This window comes from Xenorhabdus thuongxuanensis (assembly GCF_001908095.1).
Lineage (GTDB): Bacteria > Pseudomonadota > Gammaproteobacteria > Enterobacterales > Enterobacteriaceae > Xenorhabdus > Xenorhabdus thuongxuanensis.
In genome coordinates, this window is record NZ_MKGR01000012.1 from 53,233 (window position 1) to 72,627 (window position 19,395).

15 protein-coding genes and 1 tRNA gene are annotated in these 19,395 nt (G+C 42.7%); 8 read left to right on the forward strand and 8 right to left on the reverse strand.

Translation table 11 applies throughout. The features are described 5' to 3' along the window. Nucleotides 1-55: 55 nt before the first annotated feature. Nucleotides 56-1,666 carry a dipeptide ABC transporter periplasmic-binding protein DppA gene (gene dppA, locus Xentx_RS09875; RefSeq protein WP_074020075.1) on the reverse strand — a complete coding sequence of 537 codons (1,611 nt, stop codon included), beginning with the start codon at nt 1,664-1,666 and terminating at the stop codon, nt 56-58. Between the two features lie 1,017 nt (nt 1,667-2,683). Here dppA and Xentx_RS09880 point away from each other — a divergent pair. Beyond that, on the forward strand, nt 2,684-3,046 hold the full coding sequence (locus tag Xentx_RS09880; RefSeq protein WP_244149849.1) for a colicin Z C-terminal domain-related protein: 363 nt from the start codon (nt 2,684-2,686) through the stop codon (nt 3,044-3,046). Nucleotides 3,047-3,123: 77 nt separating this feature from the next. Here Xentx_RS09880 and Xentx_RS09885 read toward each other — a convergent pair whose 3' ends face one another. The 4 genes from Xentx_RS09885 to glyQ all read right to left on the reverse strand — a co-directional run bounded on the left by Xentx_RS09885 (nt 3,124) and on the right by glyQ (nt 7,190). Next, nucleotides 3,124-3,498, reverse strand: coding sequence for a hypothetical protein (locus tag Xentx_RS09885; RefSeq protein ID WP_074020076.1), 375 nt, complete (start codon nt 3,496-3,498; stop codon nt 3,124-3,126). A gap of 430 nt (nt 3,499-3,928) precedes the next feature. Next, a tRNA-Pro gene (locus tag Xentx_RS09890) sits at nt 3,929-4,005 on the reverse strand. A 197-nt stretch (nt 4,006-4,202) separates the two neighbouring features. Further along, nucleotides 4,203-6,272, reverse strand: coding sequence for a glycine--tRNA ligase subunit beta (gene glyS / locus Xentx_RS09895; RefSeq protein ID WP_074020077.1), 2,070 nt, complete (start codon nt 6,270-6,272; stop codon nt 4,203-4,205). A 9-nt stretch (nt 6,273-6,281) separates the two neighbouring features. After that, nucleotides 6,282-7,190, reverse strand: coding sequence for a glycine--tRNA ligase subunit alpha (gene glyQ / locus Xentx_RS09900; RefSeq protein WP_074020078.1), 909 nt, complete (start codon nt 7,188-7,190; stop codon nt 6,282-6,284). A gap of 193 nt (nt 7,191-7,383) precedes the next feature. Here glyQ and Xentx_RS09905 point away from each other — a divergent pair, with 193 nt between their 5' ends. Both Xentx_RS09905 and Xentx_RS09910 read left to right on the forward strand, forming a co-directional pair. Further along, complete coding sequence (locus Xentx_RS09905; RefSeq protein WP_074020079.1) at nt 7,384-7,947, forward strand: DNA-3-methyladenine glycosylase I; 564 nt, start codon at nt 7,384-7,386, stop codon at nt 7,945-7,947. Between the two features lie 130 nt (nt 7,948-8,077). Beyond that, on the forward strand, nt 8,078-9,334 hold the full coding sequence (locus Xentx_RS09910) for a valine--pyruvate transaminase (RefSeq protein WP_074020126.1): 1,257 nt from the start codon (nt 8,078-8,080) through the stop codon (nt 9,332-9,334). A 335-nt stretch (nt 9,335-9,669) separates the two neighbouring features. Here Xentx_RS09910 and Xentx_RS09915 read toward each other — a convergent pair whose 3' ends face one another. Then, the gene (locus tag Xentx_RS09915) at nt 9,670-11,331 is read right to left on the reverse strand and encodes a putative transporter (protein ID WP_074020080.1); all 1,662 of its coding nucleotides are present in this window, start codon (nt 11,329-11,331) and stop codon (nt 9,670-9,672) included. Between the two features lie 357 nt (nt 11,332-11,688). Between Xentx_RS09915 and Xentx_RS09920 the strand changes: the two genes are divergently transcribed. Next, nucleotides 11,689-12,039 (forward strand): YceK/YidQ family lipoprotein, encoded by a 351-nt coding sequence (locus Xentx_RS09920; protein ID WP_074020081.1) that lies wholly within the window; start codon nt 11,689-11,691, stop codon nt 12,037-12,039. 84 nt (nt 12,040-12,123) lie between these two features. On the opposite strand, the gene Xentx_RS09925 is transcribed toward Xentx_RS09920, so the two are convergent. After that, nucleotides 12,124-13,413, reverse strand: coding sequence for a YidR family protein (locus Xentx_RS09925; protein ID WP_074020082.1), 1,290 nt, complete (start codon nt 13,411-13,413; stop codon nt 12,124-12,126). A 135-nt stretch (nt 13,414-13,548) separates the two neighbouring features. On the opposite strand from Xentx_RS09925, the gene Xentx_RS09930 reads away from it, so the two are divergent. Continuing rightward, on the forward strand, nt 13,549-14,166 hold the full coding sequence (locus Xentx_RS09930; protein WP_074020083.1) for a trimeric intracellular cation channel family protein: 618 nt from the start codon (nt 13,549-13,551) through the stop codon (nt 14,164-14,166). A 38-nt stretch (nt 14,167-14,204) separates the two neighbouring features. Here the strand turns inward: Xentx_RS09930 and ligB are convergent, their stop codons facing one another. Continuing rightward, the gene (gene ligB / locus Xentx_RS09935) at nt 14,205-15,968 is read right to left on the reverse strand and encodes an NAD-dependent DNA ligase LigB (protein ID WP_074020084.1); all 1,764 of its coding nucleotides are present in this window, start codon (nt 15,966-15,968) and stop codon (nt 14,205-14,207) included. A gap of 335 nt (nt 15,969-16,303) precedes the next feature. Between ligB and gmk the strand changes: the two genes are divergently transcribed. From gmk to spoT, 3 genes are read left to right on the forward strand one after another with little or no spacing between them, the layout of a single operon-like run. Next, a complete protein-coding gene (gmk, locus tag Xentx_RS09940) occupies nt 16,304-16,927 on the forward strand; it encodes a guanylate kinase (protein WP_074020085.1) in 624 nt (207 codons plus the stop codon). 54 nt (nt 16,928-16,981) lie between these two features. After that, on the forward strand, nt 16,982-17,257 hold the full coding sequence (rpoZ, locus tag Xentx_RS09945; RefSeq protein WP_074020086.1) for a DNA-directed RNA polymerase subunit omega: 276 nt from the start codon (nt 16,982-16,984) through the stop codon (nt 17,255-17,257). 18 nt (nt 17,258-17,275) lie between these two features. After that, on the forward strand, nt 17,276-19,390 hold the full coding sequence (spoT, locus tag Xentx_RS09950) for a bifunctional GTP diphosphokinase/guanosine-3',5'-bis pyrophosphate 3'-pyrophosphohydrolase (RefSeq protein ID WP_074020087.1): 2,115 nt from the start codon (nt 17,276-17,278) through the stop codon (nt 19,388-19,390). Nucleotides 19,391-19,395 lie beyond the last annotated feature (5 nt).

A 19,395-nucleotide genomic window follows, 5' to 3' on the forward strand; every position in this document is an offset into this window, starting at 1 on the left:
CATCCCCGCAGAAAGCTCTGGGGGATGGTTAATCACAACAGCTCAACAGCAAGAATTATTCGAGATCAACGTGGTAGAAAAGGTGTCTGCCAAGAGGATCAACCAAATATCCTTTCACTTCTTTACGGATTGGTTCATAAACCGTGGAGTGGGCAATGATCAATGCGGGTACTTGTTCATGCATAACAACCTGCGCTTGCTTATAAAGCTCCGTGCGTTCGTTAATATCAGCGGTTGCGCGCGCTGGTTGGATAGCGTCCTCAAATGGCTTGTAACACCATTTTGAATAGTTAGAGCCTTGCTCTTTAGCTGCACAACTAAACAGAGTTGCGAAGAAGTTATCAGGATCGCCATTATCCCCTGTCCATCCCATCATCACGGTCTTCGGTTCACCATCTTTGGCTCGTTTCAGGTATTCACCCCATTCATAGCTGACAATCTTGGCCTTAACACCAATTTTCGCCCAATCTGCCTGAATCATTTCCGCCATGCGACGGGCATTCGGGTTATACGGACGCTGTACTGGCATCGCCCACAGATCGGTTTCGAAACCATTCGGGAAGCCAGCTTCTTTCAACAGCTCCTTAGCTTTGACGGGATCATAGGAGTAGTCTTTGATATCAGTGTCATAACCCCACATTGTAGGTGGGATAAGGTTTTTCGCTTTCTGCCCTGCACCCTGATATACAGCCTCAATGATGGCGTCTTTGTTTACTGCCATAGCCAGTGCCTGACGCACTTTCACATTATCCAGTGGTGGCTTGGTGACATTGAAAGAGAGGTAACCCACGTTCAAGCCAGCCTGCTCCATTAATGCAATATTTTTATCCTGCTTCATGCGGGATATATCCGCAGGGTTTGGATACGGCATAACCTGACATTCATTTTTCTGCAATTTTGCATAACGCACAGAAGCATCAGGAGTAATAGAAAATACCAAACGGTCAATTTTTGCTGGCCCTTCCCAATAATCTTTAAAGGCCTTATAGAGAATCCGTGAATCTTTCTGATATTGCACTAACTGGAATGGACCTGTACCAATTGGATTCAGGTCAACTTTCTCGGGAGTTCCTGCTTTCATCATCACATCAGCATATTCTCCAGACAGAATCGAAGCAAAATCCATCGCCAGATTAGCTATGAAAGGTGCTTCAGGGCGTGACAGGACAAAGCGAACCGTATAATCGTCGACTTTTTCTATTTTGCTGATGATATTTCCCATATCCATACCAATGAAATATTCATAACTGCCCCCAGAAACCTGATGATATGGATGGTTTTTATCTTTTTGGCGCATAAACGTAAAAATCACGTCATCAGCGTTAAAATCACGGGTAGGTTTGAATTCCTTACTGCTTTGCCACTTCACACCTTTGCGCAAATGAAAGATATAAACTTTGCCGTCGTCACTCACATCCCAGCTTTCAGCCAGGCTTGGAATGACATTGGTTGTACCTACTTTAAAATCCACCAAACGATTATAGATCTGTCTGGAGGTTGCATCATAAGTTGTACCAGAAGTGAATAACTGTGGGTTGAAGCCTTCAGGAGAACCTTCAGAGCAGTAGACCAACGTTTTTGCCTGAATACTGGCTGTAACAGCCAATGCGACAAGACCGATACCCAGTTTTAACAAACTGGATTGTTTTTTCTTGGAAATTGTCATTACTTGAACCCCGTTTGTGATGTTTAGCTTGTTTTATTATTTTTCGCTTATCAATTAATCAATTGTTATGCCTGACGTCAACATCATCACACACAACACCAGAAACATAAGAAAAACATAAAAGAAAATAATTATTAACAAAAACGGTCAAAAAACATGACATAAAGCACAATAAATGGACAAATTAACCAAAAATTAAGCAAACAGAAAGAATTAATCTCTAGTTATGATAATTTTGAATTTGTGACCACATGCTTAAATTATGAGCAGGATGGCTTATAAAAAAGGCGGGAATATATAAGATGAGAATATAATCTAATCAGGAGAATTGATTTAAATATAACCAGTTAAAGCAAATTCCATAACGTTACTTATTCAAGTAACAGATATGACTATTAATTTAACTTATTGATCATAATGGCATGACTATCCAAGCAAATATGCACGAAGTGAAAACACACTTGTAAGAGGCTGTCTGATCTGCCCTAGATTATTTTCAACTCATTAAATAAGGGATATACTCAACAAACTTGAAGATACATGATTAAAAATTCATATAATACTGATTATATAGAATAAAAAATCATAACAAACCTGCATCTTGAAGTTAAATTGATATAAATAGTTTTCACATTTATCGTCCATTGATGAAATTATTAAAATATTTAGTTAATACATTAGATTATTAATTCATCATTGATAGAATACTGAAATGATAATTATCATATTACATAGGTTATTTTCACCTATCCATTTTAGGATAATTAGACCACTTCGATAAATGTAGATTAAAAAAATAGATAATTTAGACAATCTAAAAGACTACCTGAAATTCTTATAAGTTACAGAATACAGACTATTTATGGGTTCCATTACTTTATTTATTTATTTATTTATTTAACCTAAGTTTTTTGTCTTGGAATTATTTTTGTAACATCTTTGTTTTTTATTCCTACAAATAACTTGTGTTTTATTCTATTTTTTTCATGCTATATTAATCTTGTGAGCGCTCTAGTAATGACTATTTATTCCGCCTTGCTTTATATTATAAAGCAAGTTCTATTATTTTATCATGTGTTAGAAATGAAATTAGAGGTTATTATGAGAACAACAGCTTGGGCTCCTCCATTAACATGGGGGCCATGGATTGGATTAGAAAATCATGTAGGATCTTACGCATATACAGTTTCATTCGATACTATTTCTCAAGCTCCTTCCTCATTTGATGTTGAAATTCAATATGCAACAAACGGAGGTTATAGGACTGTAACTACCATGGGACCAGGTTCATATCAGATCAGAGGTAATGATGGTGCTGGTCAAGATCGTATTCGTTTCAAAAGCCACTCAATAGGGCAGTCAATTGAATTAACATATTAAAACTCCTTATTGTTATTTTTTGATATAATTAATCTATGGCTTCTTTCGTAAATAAGAAAGCAAGCCATAGGTTTATATTAGTTCAATGAGTCAACTATTTTTTTGAGTGATAAGGTAGAATCAACAGCTTGATAAAATCCATTTTCAGTTTTTATTGGAGCATTTGTGTAAACATCTTTAAGTATAATTTTTTTGTCAAATAGAACAGATACTTTTTTACCTACACTTTTTTTCCAGAAAATATTAAATGATTTACTGCAATTAGTATTTCTTTTTATTTTTATGAAAATAACATTATTTTTTTCTTCAGGGGTAAATATTTCTATACATGATTTTGTTAAGTGAAAGGTTTCACTATCTGTTTTATAATCCATAGAGAAAGGTTTTTGCGTTGAAATACAACCTGAAACACTTATTACTAATACAGATAGTATACTAAATAATAATTTCATCTTTATATTCCCATTTTTCACAGTAAACTTTTTATACATACCATATTATATATAAAATTATAGGCATGTTGACCTTATAATCCATATCTTTTATCCCAAAATCAGTATATTTCTCATTGTATTTTTTGTAGATAGCGTAGTTGATTGAATCCAATACTGTTCCTAAACAAAATTAGACTGATAATTTTTATGTAAAAATAGGATAAAGGATCATGAAGAAACTATCTCTAATATTATTATTTCCGTTTGCTCTGATATGTACAATCTCAAATGGAAGGGTTAACACAAGTTTCTGCTGATAGTGTCTTGTCGGAATATGGCATTCGAATAATTAATGCCTGATTGTGGGCTTGTAAGAAAATAGTAAACAATTTTATTTAATTGACATGTAAGAAAAAACCCCGCTCATAAGAGCGGGGTTTCTGAATGCTGGTCGGCGAGAGAGGATTCGAACCTCCGACCCACTGGTCCCAAACCAGTTGCGCTACCAAGCTGCGCTACTCGCCGAAAACGAAGCGCATCTTACTGCCAGAGCCACAAACCGTCAATACCTTTTTAAAGATAAGTGATTGTTTGACGACAAACCATCCAAAATAACCGTTGTAAACGATATCATGGACATTATTACAGGCCACAAAAAGCCCTACCCCAAAAGGTAAGGCTTTTCAATTAAACTGATTTATACTATCTCAATAAATCAGATATTACTGGAGCAGTGAAATATCTGCGACACGCAAGAACAGGTCACGCAATTCACTTAATAATGTCAAGCGATTGACCCTGACTTGACTGTCTTCATCCATAACCATCACATTGTCGAAGAACGCATCCACCACTTCACGCAGGGAAGCCAGCTCAACCAGCGCATCCTGATAGTTACTTTCGGCAAACAAAGGCGCCAGTTTCTCTTTCAACACCACAAGGTGTGTCGCCAGTTGGATCTCTTCTGCTGCTTTCAATACGGAAGCAAGGACAGTGTCATTCAACTGTTCTTCTGATTTCGCCAGAATGTTGGAAACGCGTTTATTGGCCGCTGCCAGAGAAACGGCTGCATCCAGGGTGCGGAAATGCGTAACCGCTTTCATACGGGCATCAAAGTCTGCCGGTTGAGTCGGACGACGTGCCAGCACCGCCTGAATAGTATCAACGCTATAACCCAGCTCTTGATACCAGGCGCGGAAACGGCCGAGCATAAACTCAACCACATCATCCACCGCTTTTTTGTTGGTCAGCTTGTCACCATACAGACGTACTGCTTCTTCTGCCAACGTCTGGAGGTCAAGAGGCAATTTTTTCTCAACGATAATGCGCAGAACTCCCAATGCTGCACGGCGCAGAGCAAACGGGTCTTTATCCCCTTTAGGATGCTGACCAATCCCGAAGATCCCCGCCAAAGTATCCATTTTATCGGCAATGGCAACGGCACAGGAAACCCCCGTTGATGGCAATGCATCACCAGAGAAGCGTGGCTGATACTGCTCATTCAGTGCCAGCGCCACATCTTCAGCTTCCCCATCATGACGCGCATAATGCATCCCCATCACGCCTTGCGTATCGGTGAATTCAAACACCATATTGGTCATCAGGTCACATTTGGACAATAGACCTGCACGAGTCGCATGATTAACATCCGCACCGATTTTTTTCGCAATCCAGCCAGCCAGCGCCTGAATGCGATCAGTTTTGTCACGCAAGGTGCCCAATTGTTTCTGGAATAGAACGGTCTCTAAACGAGGAAGATTGTCTTCCAAACGTTGTTTACGGTCTGTCTTGAAGAAGAATTCTGCATCCGCCAGACGTGGGCGAACAACTTTTTCGTTACCTGAAATAATTTGCTGAGGATCAGAAGATTCAATATTGGTGACAAAGATGAAGTTCGCCATCAATTTGCCGGCCTTATCGTAAACCGGAAAATATTTCTGGTCACCTTTCATGGTATAAACCAGCGCTTCAGCAGGAACTTGCAGGAATTTTTCTTCGAATTTCGCCGTCAGTACAACGGGCCATTCCACCAGAGAAGTCACTTCTTCCAACAAACTGTCGCTCAGATCCGCAACCCCGCCAAGCTGCATTGCGGCCTGTTCTGCATCACGCTTGATCATCGCCTTACGCGCTTCATAATCTGCGATAACCCGACCACGCTCCTGCAAAATAGCTGGATACTGTTCTGCTTTCTCAATGGTAAATTCCGCCTCACCCATAAAGCGGTGACCACGAATAATGCGATCCGATTGAATCCCCAGAATTTCGCCTTCAACCACTTCGCTGCCCAGCAGCATAGTGACCGTATGAACCGGACGAACAAACTGGGTCTGTTTATCGCCCCAACGCATCAGCTTAGGGATCGGCAACTTACTCAGAGAACTGCTCACCATATCCGCCAGCAGCTCTTTTGCTGCGCGGCCTTTAACCTGGGCACGATAGAGCAACCATTCCCCTTTGTCCGTGACCATGCGTTCAGCCTGATCAACGGTGATACCGCAGCCACGCGCCCAACCTTCTGCGGCTTTGGTTGGTTTACCTTCTGCATCGAACGCCTGAGCAATCGCAGGGCCACGCTTTTCAACTTCACGATCAGCCTGTGCTGCCGCCAAATTTGCTACTTTCAGTGCCAAACGGCGAGGAGCCGCAAACCAACTAACTTCACCATGACCCAGATTGGCGTTATTCAGTTCGGCCTCAAAATTGGCCGCAAAGGATTCAGCCAATGAACGCAGCGCCTTTGGCGGTAGCTCTTCCGTGCCGATTTCCACAAGGAAAGTCTGTTGAATCATGATGGCCTCTTATTTCTTGTTACACATAGGGAAGCCAAGCGCCTCGCGGGAGGCATAATAAGCTTCAGCAACCGATTTAGTCAGGGTACGGATGCGCAGGATATAGCGCTGACGTTCTGTCACAGAAATCGCTTTGCGGGCATCCAGCAAATTGAAGGTATGACCCGCTTTTAAAATACGCTCATAAGCAGGCAATGGCAGCGGAGTTTCCAGCGCCAGTAATTCCTGTGCCTCTTTTTCGTATTGCTCAAAGCAGGTAAACAGGAAATCCACATCGGCGTGCTCGAAGTTGTAAGTAGACTGTTCAACTTCATTCTGGTGGTAAATATCACCATAGGTGGTTTTACCCAACGGGCCATCGCTCCATACCAGATCGTAAACACTATCCACGCCTTGAATATACATCGCAAGACGTTCCAACCCGTAAGTAATCTCACCAGTCACTGGCTTACATTCAAGGCCACCAACTTGCTGGAAGTAAGTAAACTGGGTGACTTCCATACCATTCAGCCAAACTTCCCAGCCCAGTCCCCAGGCGCCCAAGGTTGGGTTTTCCCAGTTATCTTCAACAAAGCGGATATCATGAACAGTCGGATCGAGCCCTAACGCTTTCAAAGAGCCAAGATAGAGTTCTTGAATGTTATCTGGAGATGGCTTGATGATAACCTGAAATTGATAGTAATGCTGGAGGCGGTTTGGGTTTTCGCCATAACGACCGTCAGTTGGACGACGAGAAGGTTGCACATAAGCTGCGGCAATAGGCTCTGGCCCCAAAGCACGCAGACAGGTAATAGGATGAGAGGTTCCTGCGCCAACTTCCATATCCAGTGGTTGGACAATGGTACAGCCTTGACGCGCCCAGTAATCCTGTAATGTCAGGATGAGCCCCTGAAAGGTTTTGGTATCAAACTTTTGCATGTTGAACCCGCACGCGATACATATGAATTTAAACGAAAGAGGCCAGTATACCCTTTGGACGTAAGATATACAGCACTGATCACCTTCAATTTTTCCGCGACATAAAAAAATCTTATTCAAGTCTCTTTACTTGTATATTTATACAGCTAACATTAGTGTAATTATCAACCATTATCTCAGGCAAGTGCGGTTCATGAGCAAAGAAATAACTCGCTGCGGTTGGGTAACATCTGACCCTGATTATCTGGCCTATCACGACAACGAATGGGGGATCCCCCTGAGAGATAGCCAGCAACTTTTCGAACTGATTTGTCTGGAAGGACAACAAGCAGGCTTATCCTGGTTCACTATCCTGAAAAAACGGGAAGGCTATAGAAAATGTTTCTATCAGTTTGATCCGGTCAAAATCGCCAAAATGGATGAAACTGACGTTGAGCGACTGATGAAAGAACCTATCATCGTGCGTAACCGAGCCAAAATCAATGCGATTATCCACAATGCCCGCGCTTACCTAAAAATGGCTGAACAAGGTGAAGAATTCAGCGCTTTTATCTGGAGTTTCGTTGATAACTCTCCACAAATTAATCACTGGCAAAATTTATCAGAAGTTCCTGCTAAAACTATCACTTCTGATGCACTTGCAAAAGCACTGAAAAAACGCGGATTTAAATTTATTGGCAGCACCACCTGCTATGCTTTTATGCAAGCAGCAGGTTTGGTAAATGATCACCTCATAAATTGTTTATGTCGAAAATAAGTTAATGTGGTGAAAAATTCAAATTAGAGCATAAGAATAAACAGAAATAACACTTTTACCCCATTGCACCCTAGTAATGAGCGGAGTATGGTGTTTTCTTCTCATGCAAAAAACAGACGCTAACGCCATTATGAAATTTTCGCAATTCGGAAACAAATTTACACAAAATTCGGGAATTACCCGTCTGATGAATGATCTCAACCAAGGTCTGAGAACGCCTGGTGCAATTATGCTAGGCGGCGGTAATCCTGCACATATTCCAGAAATGGATGAGTATTTCCAGCAGATATTGACTGACATGGCGTTAGACGGTCAATTAAGCGAAACCCTATGCAACTATGACGGGCCACAAGGGAAAAACACCTTGATCTCGGCGCTAGCCCAAGAGCTAAGAGAAAAGCTCGGCTGGGATATCCAACCACAAAACATTGCCCTGACTAATGGCAGCCAAAGCGCCTTTTTCTATCTGTTTAACTTACTGGCAGGTCGCGCTGACGATGGCTCAATGAAGCGTGTTTTGTTTCCTCTTGCTCCTGAATATATTGGCTATTCGGATTCGGGTTTGGATGAAGGATTATTTGTCGCTAATAAGCCGAATATTGAATTACTGCCCAACGGCCAATTCAAATATCACGTTGATTTCGATCACCTGAATATTACCGAAGACATTAATCTGATTTGTGTCTCTCGTCCTACCAACCCAACAGGCAACGTGATCACCGACGAAGAACTACTGCGCTTGGATAGTCTGGCTCAACAGCACCAGATCCCCCTACTGATAGACAATGCCTACGGTGTGCCATTTCCCGGTATTATCTTCAGCGAAGCTACCCCACTGTGGAATCACAATATTATTTTGTGTATGAGTCTGTCCAAACTGGGCCTGCCAGGTTCCCGCTGCGGTATCATTATCGCTAATGAAAAAATCGTCAGTGCTATCAGTAACATGAATGGCATTATTAGTCTGGCTCCTGGGGGAGTTGGGCCAGCTATCGCCCTGGAAATGATTAAGCGCAACGACCTATTCCGTCTGTCACAAAATGTTATCCAACCGTTTTACAAACAGCGGGTAGATAACGTGATTACAATCATTCGGCGCCATATATCGGAAGATCGCTGCCTTATCCATAAACCGGAAGGTGCCATATTTCTATGGCTCTGGTTCAAGGATTTACCAATCACGACAGAAGAGCTTTATCAGCGATTAAAGAAACGCAAGGTGCTGATGGTGCCGGGACATTTCTTCTTTCCAGGACTGGAACATGATTGGCCACATGCCCATCAATGTATGCGCATGAACTATGTTCCTGATATTGAGAAGATCGAAGAAGGCGTTCGTATTCTGTCTGAAGAAATTGAGATAGCGCACCTGGAAGCAGGACGCTGATCTTGCCAATAAAATAAAAAAGCTCCCTCATTTTAGGAGGAGGGAGCAAGATGATAATGAGGACTTTTACCTGCGAACAGGACAGTAATTATTAGAATCCAAAAAGAATTCTTCATACACAATAGGAAAGGAAAACACTCCTTGTTTTTATACCCTCCCTGAACTACATATTATTTAACCAGAAATATCTTATTTTAATGAATTGAGTAACCAGGGATTTTTTACTTTAAATTGCCTCTACTATCTTAAATTGAAGCTAAATTAGGACAATTGGACAGTATTCTGTGATCTAAAGCACATTTAATGAATCAAACAATTATACTTAATGAGCTAAATCATAAAGTCCAGAAAATAACGGCTAAAATTTGGGGAGACATAATCCTTAAAAACATTGCCAATGGATAAACTGTCGCATATGACAATGCCGCTGCCCCGTTGGTAGTATGAATCCCATTAGCAAAAGCCAAGGCAGGAGGATCTGTCATAGCACCTGCCAGCATCCCACATAAACTGAGATAATTCATTTTTACAACAATACGTGCCAGCAAGCTCACGACTAACAGAGGGACTATCGTTATCAATACCCCATAACCAATCCATGCCAGACCTTCTCCATGCACCAGTGTATTAATAAAATTACCGCCAGATTTCAGCCCTACAACCGCCAGAAACATAACAATCCCCAGTTCGCGTAATGCAAGGTTCGCACTGGGAGGCATAAACCAATAAAGTTTACCAATCGTGCCAATCCGTCCCAAAATTAACGCAATAACCAAGGGCCCTCCTGCCAATCCCAAGCGTAACGCGGCTGGAAAACCAGGAATAAACAGAGGAATCGAACCTAATAAAACCCCTAACCCTATTCCAATAAATACAGGCAACATCTGAACTTGCTGGAGTTTTTGCTGTGAATTACCCAAGAGTTTTGTGACGCCTTCTACGGCTTCAGGACGACCAACAATATTCAGGATATCGCCGAACTGTAAACTGGCATTATTACTGGCAACCAGTTCAATTCCTGCACGATTTAGACGTGTGACGACAACGTCATATTTCTGCTTTAAATTCAGCACCCCAAGTCTCTGGCTCAATACTTCATCATTCGTCACCACAACCCTGACTGATTGAAAAAGATCACTAGCAGTAGACAAGGAGACATCAACCTCTTCCCCAATGACCAGCCTAACCTGATTCAATGCTTCGCGCTGCCCCACCAGATACAGCAGATCACCATTCTGAATCACAGTCGTTGGCTGGGGAACCATCAACAAATCCTTCCGTTTTAGGCGGGAGCATACCACTGCATCATTATTATTGAGCAAGGGAATATCCTGCATCATTAATCCATTCAAATTTGGATTACGTACAGCGATATTCATTGTCTGGAGCAGTTCTCGCCCCTGATTGTTCTGGTTATCAAACGATCTGGCCTCCTGTTCAATGCTTACTCTGAAAAAAAGGCGAACCAACCACATAACCAGCAAAATACCACAAATTCCCATAGGATAAGCCATCGCATACCCCATACCCATTTGGCTAACCAGTGAAGAGTCAGATCCTAAATCTGCCAGAATTTGCTGCCCTGCTCCTAAAGATGGGGTATTTGTCACTGCACCGGAAAAAACACCTAAAATAATAGGCAAAGGAATACCAAACAATTTGTGAATAATTGCAGCAACTAATCCACCAATAATGACAATCAAGACAGCAAAACCATTTAATTTAAGGCCAGAAACCCGCAGGGAAGAAAAAAAGCCCGGCCCAACTTGAATACCAATAGTATAAACAAACAGAATTAAACCAAATTCCTGAATAAAATGCAGCATGTCATTACTGAGAGACAGAGAATACATCTGGGCAAAATGGCCAACAATAATCCCACCAAACAAAACCCCACCAATTCCAAGACCAATACCCTGTATTCGCCAGTTGCCTATCCATAACCCCAATGCGGCAGACAGTGCTAGCAAGCTCATTGTCAGTGCAATATCACTCATGACCCGCTTCCTTTACCAAAGGTTAATCATCCGGAAAATTAGTCATTTTCCCTTCCCCCTCATAAATGATGGCGTTGCCACCAATTAAATATTGGCATGAATTAACCGTAAGTTATGTGTTTTAAACCACATACAGTGTGCTTTGTACTTAAAAAAGAAATTTAAATTCACCTCACAAAAAATTATCAAATTTAGCGAGAAGTGCTATAGCAAACGGAATATTACCTGACTATAGTAAGTAGAATTAAAGGGTAAAACTCATTAAAGGCTTATATCCGTTATGCTTTGGAGAAGTGGCGTTAATAGCGAATAAGTATCTAAACATTGGCAAATTAACTCATTGAGATCATGGAAACGATGAAAAATTGTAAAGTGCTTCTATTACTATGTACCACAACATTAGGATGGCTACTTGTTACAGGCTGTTCCAGCATAATGACCCACAGCGGTCCCTATCAAGGTTATTATGCTGGAGCAAAAGCCAATATTGTCATGCTGCAAGATGACAAAACGGGATGGCTTATGAAGCCATTGCTTGCAATAGACCTGCCGTTTTCTGCCTTCTTAGACACGCTTCTGCTTCCCTACGATTATGCTCGTTCCGATCAAGATAGTTCAGAACAATCTCCTAAGCATCGTATAAAACAACTCGATAAAAACCCAATCATCATACTACCTACACCAAAAACTGATGACCACAATACTTAATTGTTAGAATAAAAACATGGAGCATATCAGCGTATTCAAGCATCACCATTAACCCGCAATGCCCATTTTGCTATACCTTTTGTTTCAATTAATCCCTGTTTCCACCACAAGGATTTGTCGGTAACCGTCAATATCACGCATAAAAGCGACGTAACGATCATCTGGTGATATCACTATCCCATCAGCGGAAGGTGCATCATCAGTACGCACTGTTAAACGCTGCATTTTTCCAGTCTGGCTATCACAGAGTACAACACTATTGTCACAGACACAGGCAATAAATCGCCCGCGACTATCCCAACTAAATGCAGATTGTATGCTGTTTTTGCTGTAAGTTATCTGCATTGGCTCACCACCATTTGGTGAGATATACCATAACTGGACAATCCCCTCTTCATCTTTCATCAGAAAACAGATTTTACTGCCATCTGGCGATGTTCTTAGCCAATGACGTGGAACATTCACCACTCCCGGCCAGCGATTATCGTGCGTAAAAGTCAAGCGTTTCTGTTTCACTCCCGCAGGTGGTGCTGGTAATGTTGTTTCTGTACCAGCCAAAGGCTGGTCACCCGCAATGGCATAATCAGCGTCGTTTTCAGGTAGATCAAGGAGATAAATTTCCGGTATTTTTTCGCCATTGGTGGTATATGTATCCCCAATAAAAGCCAGCGCCCACCGTTGCCATTGTCCATTATCTTTGCGATATCCTCGCTGCCCAATCCATCCCTCTTCATAAGCTCGATTGATGTCATCACTTCCAAGGCGCGGGTAGGCTGTAGTCTCGCTAACTACAACTGAAAAATAGCTACCACCATATTCCCTTGGATGTTTTTTAGCTGGCATTACAGCTCGCAGAGGGATGGCTACTGCCACATTACGTAAATCAAGCGCAGGATCTAACTCATGCATCACATGATCATTGTAAGTAAAACTTAGGCGGCTGCCATCGGGGCTGAAAACGTGAACATGTGTTCCACCGCGCAAAGCGCCAGCGGTATAAGGTGGAGTAATATCCATGGCATCAATGTTAATTGCCACATTTGGCTGCATATCGGAAACAATAACACCACGGCGATGATGAAAATCATATTGCCACTGCTCATCAGGTTTTTCCGGGCCATGAATAAAAGCATAACGCACTGGCTCTTGCGGACTCACAGTCACAACACCGACATGCGCGCCATCCTTTGCCTGATAGATAACTTCAGTTTGCCCATGATTAACATGAATTTTTTCTATCGTTAAACCGGTAAAAGATGCACCATGAGGACGAACATCGTATACCACCCATTGGCTGTCTGGCGTCCAAACATTTATATTAGTTATCTGATGGCTACGGCTATCGAATGTAATTTGACGTTCCTTGAAAACCATTTTACTACCTTATTTTGCGAGGTTTCGGATAATAAAAACTAATTTTATTCAAATTTGGCTAAAAAATTTCAGTCGAGACGTTATTATTTCAACAGTACCCTTTACTTCTACGTTATATTTCATGTAATTAAATTTATGCTACTCAGTGTCCTTTACATTATTGGTATTACGGCTGAAGCCATGACAGGCGCTTTAGCCGCAGGTCGTCGAAAAATGGATGTATTCGGCGTTATCATTATTGCTTCCGTGACAGCCATCGGTGGTGGCACCGTCCGTGATATTATTTTGGGGCACTATCCCCTCGGCTGGGTAAAAAATCCAGAATATATAGTGACCGTTGCCTGTGCTGCCGTGCTCACTATCTGGGTTGCCCCTATGATGAAACACCTACGCCGTCTGTTTCTCATTCTTGATGCAATTGGCTTAATTGTCTTCTCCATCATTGGTGCACAAATCGCGTTAGATATGCACTATAGCCCGATCATCGCAGCCATTGCCGCCGTCATCACTGGCGTTTTTGGTGGCGTATTGCGCGATATGTTTTGCAATACCATCCCCCTGGTATTCCAAAAAGAGATTTATGCCGGTGTCTCTTTTGCAGCCGCCTGGCTTTATATTGCTTTACTACATACGCCATTACCTCCGGACATCGTCATCTTGATTACGCTTGTTGCGGGACTGGCTGCACGATTAATTGCTATTCGTTATCGTCTTGGATTACCTATCTTCAATTACGATGGCACAGACCACTGATACCGTAATGAACCTCTGGGGCGATCTTTTGCCCCTATTCACTGAATATCTTTTGTTGATTCCTCAATAGCCCATAAAGACAAAATATGGATTACCGCCTTAATCTCAGGGTGCTGTAAAAAGGTCAGGATTTTTTCTCTTTGTTTTACTGTTAACGCTTGTTCTGCCTTTACATCAGATAACATTGTTTCCCACTGCCATCCCAGTTTATCTGCTTGTTTATCCGTAAAGTGCTTGGCATAAGGCAGGCCAATGGCTTCGTACCATAGCGAAAGTGGCTGTAACTTTGCCTGCTGGAATTGGGATAAGATCAATTTTGCACGTTGAGTTCCAATATTAGTCACAGCCTCAAGCTGCTCCTTATCCAAATCCAACCAATCCGTTAAATTTGCCACCAGCCCATGTTTTACTAAAGCTGACCACGTTCCTTGCCCAATGCCTTTCATTTTCAATTTTTCCCCAAGCCATGTCAGACGAGCGATAAACTGTTGCCGGCAATGTTCATCATTGCTCTTATTTTCATGATCGAATGTCAGACAACTGAGGAAATGATAATCCTGTTCATTAGGTGCCTGAACATCAGGGCGTTCCGCCATACGCCACACCACCTTATCGAGTTTAGGTATACCATGCCCCGCCAGTGCCACCGTAATCTTATCACCAGGATAGACATTCCACTGTTTCCAACGTTTGATCGAACCGATGCTGACTCTGCTCACCTGTCTATCATCTACCTTTACTTTCTCCAGATCTAATACAACGGATATTCTCCCTGTTCGACCTATTGTGAAATTAACACCTTTTACGGTTGTTATTTGCTGCCGCAGTGGATATTTCCATGCAACCGCCCAACTGTTTGATCCAGTTCGCCATTGCCGACCTGCGGGTTCAATCTCCTGCCGTAAGACAACACCATCCGTGGCAAAAGGCAGGGGCTGGACAAAATAATCTTTCCATCTTTTTTCGGCATCTTCTGCTGTGGCAATGGGGTGGCTATATTGTTGTGTGATGGGAAAACCCATTACAGCTAATTTTTCCAGTTTCACTGCCATTTCATTTGGTCCATCCGGCCAGCCCCAAATAAAAACACCAACTTGTTTCAGTTCCGACGTTGGAGTCTTACGTGTCATTAAGCCTGCAACTTTACTGCGCGCACCCTGACTCCCTGAAGCAAACTGCCGATGTTGTTCCTGCTGCCAAAAAAGCTCACCTTGTAATACCAAATGTTCAGGGGCATTTTTAATCTGCTGAGGAATATTGGGAATAAACGCGCTTTTCTCTATCCAGTCTATTCCTTCAATACCATCACCACGGCTGATTAGCTGCACTAATTGACCTTTTTCATACACCAAAGTCACCGCAACACCATCGATTTTAGGTTGTAGCCACACCCCAGTGCGCCCTTGCAACCACTGGCGAATTTCCTGTATTCCTTTTAGCTTATGCAAGCCTGTATGTTGGACAGGATGAAGCTGCTTTCCTGCCTGTCTCACAGGGATCACAGAAGTGTCGGCAACAGGGCTAATAGAGGTCAAAGCGCTGTCTGATCCGTGAATTAAGCAACTTTGCCAAATTCTCAAGGTTTCCAATAATTGATCATAAATTTCATCATCTATTTCACTAATCCCCTGCTGACGATAAAGATGATCCCACTTAGCCACCTGCTGTGTCAGTTGATTAATTTCATGCTGAAATTTTTCTTGTGGCCAGTCAGGACACTGAATCTTGTTTGCAAATGCCATTGGCATACCAGATAGCAATATCCACACGGTTATTAAAAAACTGATGAGAAAATTAAGCATCCTTGCTCCTTGGTTTCCTTAAAATGGCTTCCTAAAAATTGATTCCCAAGATACTGGCAAAGAATAAAAAGCAGGAAAATTTTTACCAAGTGGCAAAAAAGAAGTTTGCGGGACGTTTTGAAAAATAAATATGCAATTTCTGCAACAGACTATTTTTTGCTGAAAATGTCTCGCAAAAAATCTCATTAATGCCCGTTTGTTAAGAAAAAATTTTGATGAAATACAGGTTGGCATGTATTGTAGCGCTGCATGGATTAATGTATCCGTGTATACTATGTGGGATCTTATATTCCTGCGCTTGCATTTATTTATACCCAATCAGTCAAGAAATCATCATGAACCAAGGAACGTTATATATTGTTTCTGCGCCGAGTGGAGCAGGCAAATCAAGCCTTATTCAGGCTTTATTAAATACCCAGCCCTTGTATGACACTCAGGTTTCTGTTTCGCATACAACGCGGCAAGCTCGCCCAGGCGAAAATCATGGTGAACACTATTTTTTCGTCACAGTGGATGAATTCCAAAATATGATCAATCATTATGAATTTTTGGAATATGCCTATGTTTTTGGTAACTATTACGGCACATCCCGAAAAGTCATTGAAGATACACTCGCCAGTGGCGTTGATGTTTTTCTTGATATTGACTGGCAAGGTGCACAGCAAGTCCGCCAGAAAATGCCAACAGCTCGCAGCATTTTCATTCTTCCACCTTCGAAGGAAGAATTGCTCCGCCGCCTGCGTGGGCGCGGTCAGGACAGCGAAGAAATCATTGCCAAACGAATGGCTCAGGCTGTCGCGGAAATGGAACATTACAACGAATATGATTACGTCATCTTCAATGACGATTTCAATACGGCACTGGCCGATTTACAATCTATTATTCGTTCAGAGCGTCTACGATTAGATCGTCAGACCCAGCGGCATGATGCCTTAATCAGCAAATTATTGGCAGACTGAACCAAGTTTCAGTATTATGCCCAGTCATTTATTTATCTGTGGAGTAGCACACATATGGCACGCGTAACTGTTCAAGACGCAGTAGAAAAAATTGGTAACCGTTTTGACCTGGTGTTGGTCGCTGCTCGCCGAGCACGCCAATTGCAAGTAGGTGGAAAAGATCCTCTCGTTCCAGAAGAAAACGATAAGATGACTGTTATCGCCCTGCGTGAAATTGAGCAAGGCCTTATCAACAACAAAATTCTCGATGTTCGTGAACGTCAGGAACAGCAAGAGCAAGAAGCCGCAGAAATCAAAGCCGTTTCTGCTATCGCTGAAGGTCGTCGTTAATTTTACGGTAGGTCTGCCTTGTACCTGTTTGAAAGCCTGAATCAGCTAGTTCTGAAATATTTGCCTGAAGATCAAATTGATCTGCTTAGACAGGCCTATGTGGTTGCGCGGGATGCCCACGAAGGGCAAACCCGTTCCAGCGGTGAGCCGTACATCACTCACCCTGTTGCCGTTTCCTGTATTTTGGCTGAAATGCGCCTTGACCATGAAACACTTATGGCGGCTTTGTTGCACGATGTCATTGAAGATACCCCTGCAACATTTCAGGATATAGAACAGTTATTTGGCACGGCCGTTGCCGGATTGGTGGAAGGTGTATCCAAGCTGGATAAGCTGAACTTCCGTGACAAAAAAGAAGCACAGGCTGAAAACTTCCGCAAAATGATCATGGCGATGGTGCAGGATATCCGCGTCATTTTGATCAAACTGGCAGACCGTACACACAATATGCGTACCCTTGGCTCACTGCGCCCCGATAAACGGCGACGCATTGCCAGGGAAACGCTGGAAATTTATAGTCCGTTGGCTCATCGTCTGGGTATTCATCACCTAAAAACGGAGCTGGAGGAACTTGGGTTTGAAGCCCTGTATCCAAACCGTTACCGCGTGATTAAAGAGGTTGTGAAAGCCGCTCGTGGTAATCGTAAAGAGATGATCCAGAAAATTCTGTCGGAGATTGAAGGCAGGTTAACGGACGCCGGCATTAAATGCACAGTCAGTGGCCGCGAAAAACATCTCTACTCAATCTATCGTAAGATGCGCCTGAAAGAACAGCGTTTCCATTCCATCATGGATATTTACGCTTTTCGTGTCATCGTCAATAATCTTGATACCTGCTACCGTGTATTGGGGCAAATGCACAGTTTGTACAAGCCACGCCCAGGCAGAGTGAAAGATTATATTGCTATTCCCAAAGCCAACGGCTACCAATCCCTTCATACCTCCCTGATAGGCCCGCATGGAGTACCCGTCGAAGTTCAGATCCGTACCGAAGATATGGATCAAATGGCGGAAATGGGGGTTGCCGCACACTGGGCCTATAAAGAGCAAGGAGAATCCGGGACGACTGCTCAGGTTCGTGCCCAACGCTGGATGCAGAGCCTGCTGGAGCTCCAGCAAAGTGCCGGCAGCTCTTTTGAATTTATTGAAAGCGTTAAATCTGATTTGTTTCCTGATGAGATTTACGTTTTTACCCCTGAAGGACGAATTGTTGAGTTACCAGCTGGCGCAACCCCTGTCGATTTTGCTTATGCCGTCCATACCGATATCGGCCACGCCTGTGTTGGTGCACGCGTTGATCGTCTGCCTTATCCTCTTTCACAAACTCTTAGCAGTGGGCAAACTGTCGAAATTATTACTGCCCCAGGGGCTCGCCCTAATGCTGCATGGCTGAACTTTGTCGTTAGTTCCAAAGCACGTGCCAAGATCCGCCAGTTATTGAAAAATCTGAAACGGGATGATTCCATTAGTTTGGGGCGTCGTTTACTCAATCATGCACTCGGTAACGGCACGAAAATTATCGATATTCCGCAAGAAAATATCAACAAAGAACTGGCAAGGATGAAGCTTGCTACTTTGGATGATTTGTTGGCAGAAATCGGATTGGGTAATGCCATGAGCGTGGTTGTCGCCCGCAACTTATTATTGGGCTCACCGGAGAAAATACCGAACAACAACAGCAATACTTCCCGTAAGCTGCCTATCAAGGGCGCTGATGGTATTTTGATTACCTTTGCTAAATGTTGTCGCCCAATTCCAGGCGACCCGATTATTGCCCATATCAGCCCCGGAAAAGGTTTAGTAATCCACCACGAATCCTGTCGCAATATCCGTGGATATCAGAAAGAGCCGGAAAAATTCATGCCAGTTGAATGGGATAAAGATATCAATAGCGATTTTATTGCTGAAATTAAAGTCGATATGTTTAACCATCAGGGGGCACTGGCAAATCTGACTGCTGCCATTAACGATGTAAACTCCAGTATTCAAAGCATGAATACAGAGGAAAAAGATGGCCGCGTCTATTGTGCTTTCATCAGGCTGACAACCAAAGACCGTATCCAGCTAGCGAATATCATGCGTAAGATACGTATCATGCCAGACGTGATGCGAGTCAGCCGTAACCGAAACTAGAGGTT

Excerpts from the sequence above, each read along its gene's own strand:
- Xentx_RS09910 (WP_074020126.1), top strand. The coding sequence starts at position 8,078 with ATGAAATTTTCGCAATTCGGAAACAAATTTACACAAAATTCGGGAATT.
- Xentx_RS09880 (WP_244149849.1), top strand. The coding sequence starts at position 2,684 with ATGACTATTTATTCCGCCTTGCTTTATATTATAAAGCAAGTTCTATTA.
- Xentx_RS09920 (WP_074020081.1), top strand. The coding sequence starts at position 11,689 with ATGAAAAATTGTAAAGTGCTTCTATTACTATGTACCACAACATTAGGA.
- dppA (WP_074020075.1), bottom strand. The coding sequence starts at position 1,666 with ATGACAATTTCCAAGAAAAAACAATCCAGTTTGTTAAAACTGGGTATC.
- glyQ (WP_074020078.1), bottom strand. The coding sequence starts at position 7,190 with ATGCAAAAGTTTGATACCAAAACCTTTCAGGGGCTCATCCTGACATTA.
- Xentx_RS09925 (WP_074020082.1), bottom strand. The coding sequence starts at position 13,413 with ATGGTTTTCAAGGAACGTCAAATTACATTCGATAGCCGTAGCCATCAG.
- glyS (WP_074020077.1), bottom strand. The coding sequence starts at position 6,272 with ATGATTCAACAGACTTTCCTTGTGGAAATCGGCACGGAAGAGCTACCG.
- Xentx_RS09905 (WP_074020079.1), top strand. The coding sequence starts at position 7,384 with ATGAGCAAAGAAATAACTCGCTGCGGTTGGGTAACATCTGACCCTGAT.
- Xentx_RS09915 (WP_074020080.1), bottom strand. The coding sequence starts at position 11,331 with ATGAGTGATATTGCACTGACAATGAGCTTGCTAGCACTGTCTGCCGCA.
- Xentx_RS09930 (WP_074020083.1), top strand. The coding sequence starts at position 13,549 with ATGCTACTCAGTGTCCTTTACATTATTGGTATTACGGCTGAAGCCATG.
- rpoZ (WP_074020086.1), top strand. The coding sequence starts at position 16,982 with ATGGCACGCGTAACTGTTCAAGACGCAGTAGAAAAAATTGGTAACCGT.
- Xentx_RS09885 (WP_074020076.1), bottom strand. The coding sequence starts at position 3,498 with ATGAAATTATTATTTAGTATACTATCTGTATTAGTAATAAGTGTTTCA.
- gmk (WP_074020085.1), top strand. The coding sequence starts at position 16,304 with ATGAACCAAGGAACGTTATATATTGTTTCTGCGCCGAGTGGAGCAGGC.
- ligB (WP_074020084.1), bottom strand. The coding sequence starts at position 15,968 with ATGCTTAATTTTCTCATCAGTTTTTTAATAACCGTGTGGATATTGCTA.